Below are 2,781 nucleotides of genomic sequence, written 5' to 3'. Positions count from 1 at the left end.
AAGTACATCCAGTACGAGGACTTCCGGCCGGCACACCGAGAGCACGCACCGGGCGCCGCTCCTTGACGGGCAAACGTTGCCTGCCGCGGCACTAGAAGCCCCGCAGGACGGCCGCCTTCGTCCTGGTGAACTCCTCGTCCGTCAGGACGCCGTCACGGTGCAGCTCTCCCAACTCCCGCAGACGGCGCAGCAGTACGTCGTGATGGTCGGACCGGCGCGGCACCACCGGGGCCGGCCGGGGACCGTCCGTGTACTCCCCGGTGCGCGTGGAGGGATGCGGCATCCGTGCCGTGACCGCGGTGGCGACCAGCGCCGTGAGCAGGTCGCGGCGGGTGCTGCCCCACAGATCGAGGGCGTACGGGTCCTTCCCGGGCGGCAGTTTGGAGAAGACCGCCTCGTGCGTCACGAAACGCAGGAAGCCGTCCTCGTAACCGGAGTTGGGAAGCCACCCGACCTGCACGAGATCGCCCAGGGCGATGATCCGCGGGCCTGTCGCCCGCTTGACCCGGTCCGAGGTGTCCGCCCAGTCGACACGCACCTGCGTCCCGTCGAAGGAGACCGTGCCGTCGCTGGAACGGACGGACACCGGGACGGGCGGTCCCGCGAGCAGATACGTCTTCGCCGGCTCCTTGGGGATCTGGTCCAGGAGCAGCGCGCGGCGGATCTCCTCGGCGACGTACTCGGCCACCCCGGAGCGGTCGATGTCGACCGTCAGGCTGTAGGGGTCCGCCGTGTCGGGCAGCCGGCCCCCGGTCGCCTGGAGCAGCGGGTCGGCGCCCTCGCGCAGCCGCAGACGCAGGCGGCCACGCTTGCGTTCGGGTGCGTAGACGACGCCCGACACCGCCTCCAGGGGAACGGAGATCTCCCCGTACGTCTGCCGGAACAGCGGCACGCTGCGATGCAGTCCCGGCGTGATCCTGACCGTGCTGCCGTCGAAGGCCCAGGTCCCGTCGCGCTGGATGATCTCGGCCATGGGGAAATTCTCGCAGCCGGGTCAACACGGGGTGACCGCGCTTCACCCGCGCTGACCCGACCTGACGCATGCGCACCATGCTCCGTACGGCACAATTCGCTGTCATCACGGGGCAGTTGTCAGGCGGGTGTACGTGCTTCGCGCCCTGGGGGGTGGGGCGGGCGGGTGCTTCGGCGGGTGTGACGGTCGGGCGTACGGACGGTTCGGCCGTACGGAGTTTTCTGGGGCGGGAAGGCGGCAGTTGGCGTGGCGGTGCAGGAGGCGAGACACGGTGCGGGGCACGGTGCCGGGTCGGGTGCCGGGTCGGGCACCGGACCGGGCGGCGGACCCGGCGGCGGGCGGAGCGGTGGTCCGGGTGGCGGGCCGGGCGGAGGCCTGGGTGGCGGGCCGGGCGGAGGCCTGGGTGGCGGGTCGGGTGCGCACGAGGGGGGCTGCACGTGCGGGGACTGCCCGCACGGGGCGCGTACGGGGCACCGGCGGGCTGTCGCCGCGTTCCTCGCCAAACGTGACGCGTTGGCCTCGGGGCAGGGACTGCCCGCCGCCGTCGCGCACTCCGCCTCCGCGTCCCGGCAGTGGGTGTCCGACGAACTCACCCAGTCCGCGGACCTCGTCGCCGAACGCGGCCGCATCGAGGGCGAGGCATGGCTGGGGCGGCTGTGGCGGTACACCGCGTTCACCGTCTGGGGTGGCGTCGTCGTGCTGCTCCTCGTGCAGGCGCTCACCGCGATCGGGGCCGGCTGGACTGCGGCGCGGACGGCCGGGCTGGTCGCCGCGGTCGTCCTGGCCGGACTCCTGACGGGAGCGGCGTGGCTGCACCGGGCGCGGGGCGGGGCCCTCGCGCCGGTCATCGGCGAGGACAACCGTCTCTCCACCTCCCGTGCGGTCGCCGCCGGTTGGGTGCTGGTCGTCGTCTACGCGCTGATCGTGCTGGTGGGGCAGCTGGCGGCGGCCTCCGCGCACGGCCGCCGGGACGAACTCATCGCCGGGCTCGAACTCGCTCGGGGCGCCGGTGTCGTGACCGTCGTCGCCGTGGTGTGCGGGGTCGCGGTGCTGGTGCGGAGGGTGGTCGGGCTGCGGGTGCTCGGGCAGCGGCTGCAGAAGGTGCGCGCGGCCCGGCCGCGCGCGGCCGACCTGCTGACCGATGACGCCGGGCGGGGGAGCTTCGCCGATGTCCAGTACGTGGTGATCAGTGCGGTCGCTCTGCTCTTCGCGGTGGTGCGGCTGGCGCGGCGGCCGTCGCAGTTGCCGGACCTTCCGTGGGGGCTGGCGCTGCTGGTGCTGGTGTCGGCCGCGACCTACCTCGCCGGGAAGTACGCCGAGGGCGGGCGGCCGGTGGTCCTCTCCGTGGTCCGGGCCCGTGAGGCGGGCGATCTGGACGCGCCCATTCGCACCGGGGACGACATCGAGATCCGGGGGGCCGGGTTCGTGCCGCCGGGGGCGCAGAGCGCGGACCGGTTGTCGCGGATGGTCGTGCGGATCGGGCCCGTGCATGTCCATGTGCCGTTGGTGCCGGTGTCCGGGGGGTTCAGCAATCCCACGGACGCGGTGCTGACGGTGCCGGTGCCGGTGGATGTGGAACCCGGGCGGGTGGAGGTGCAGGTGATCACCGCGGCGGGGGTCGAGACGAACCGGTACGAGATCGATGTGACCGACTGAGGCGGTGCGCTCGCGCTCGCCTCGCGCGTGGGGCCTCGGCGGTTCTCGGGTGCGGGTCCGGTGGGTGGGTCGGGGCCGTGCCGGTACATCCCAGTCCGTCGCCGCTGGATCAGACGTGGGCTACCTGTGCGAACTGCTGCTCGATCCGAACG

2 protein-coding genes are annotated in these 2,781 nt (G+C 73.2%); one reads left to right on the top strand and one right to left on the bottom strand.

Translation table 11 applies throughout. The features are described 5' to 3' along the window. Positions 1-91: 91 nt before the first annotated feature. Positions 92-973, bottom strand: a complete 882-nt coding sequence (locus ACFWBT_RS42545) for a DUF4429 domain-containing protein (protein ID WP_385710066.1) — start codon at positions 971-973, stop codon at positions 92-94. 375 nt (positions 974-1,348) lie between these two features. Here ACFWBT_RS42545 and ACFWBT_RS42540 point away from each other — a divergent pair, with 375 nt between their 5' ends. Then, positions 1,349-2,629, top strand: coding sequence for a hypothetical protein (locus ACFWBT_RS42540; RefSeq protein ID WP_385710069.1), 1,281 nt, complete (start codon positions 1,349-1,351; stop codon positions 2,627-2,629). Positions 2,630-2,781 lie beyond the last annotated feature (152 nt).

Origin of the sequence: Streptomyces sp. NPDC060027 (genome assembly GCF_042737005.1) — a bacterium.
In the GTDB taxonomy this organism is placed as follows: Bacteria; Actinomycetota; Actinomycetes; order Streptomycetales; family Streptomycetaceae; genus Streptomyces.
Note: the sequence above shows the minus strand (reverse complement) of the source record. Positions and strands in the feature narration are given on the sequence as shown.

What these genes read in the sequence shown, in the direction of transcription:
- ACFWBT_RS42545 (WP_385710066.1), bottom strand. Translation starts at nt 973, where the DNA reads ATGGCCGAGATCATCCAGCGCGACGGGACCTGGGCCTTCGACGGCAGC.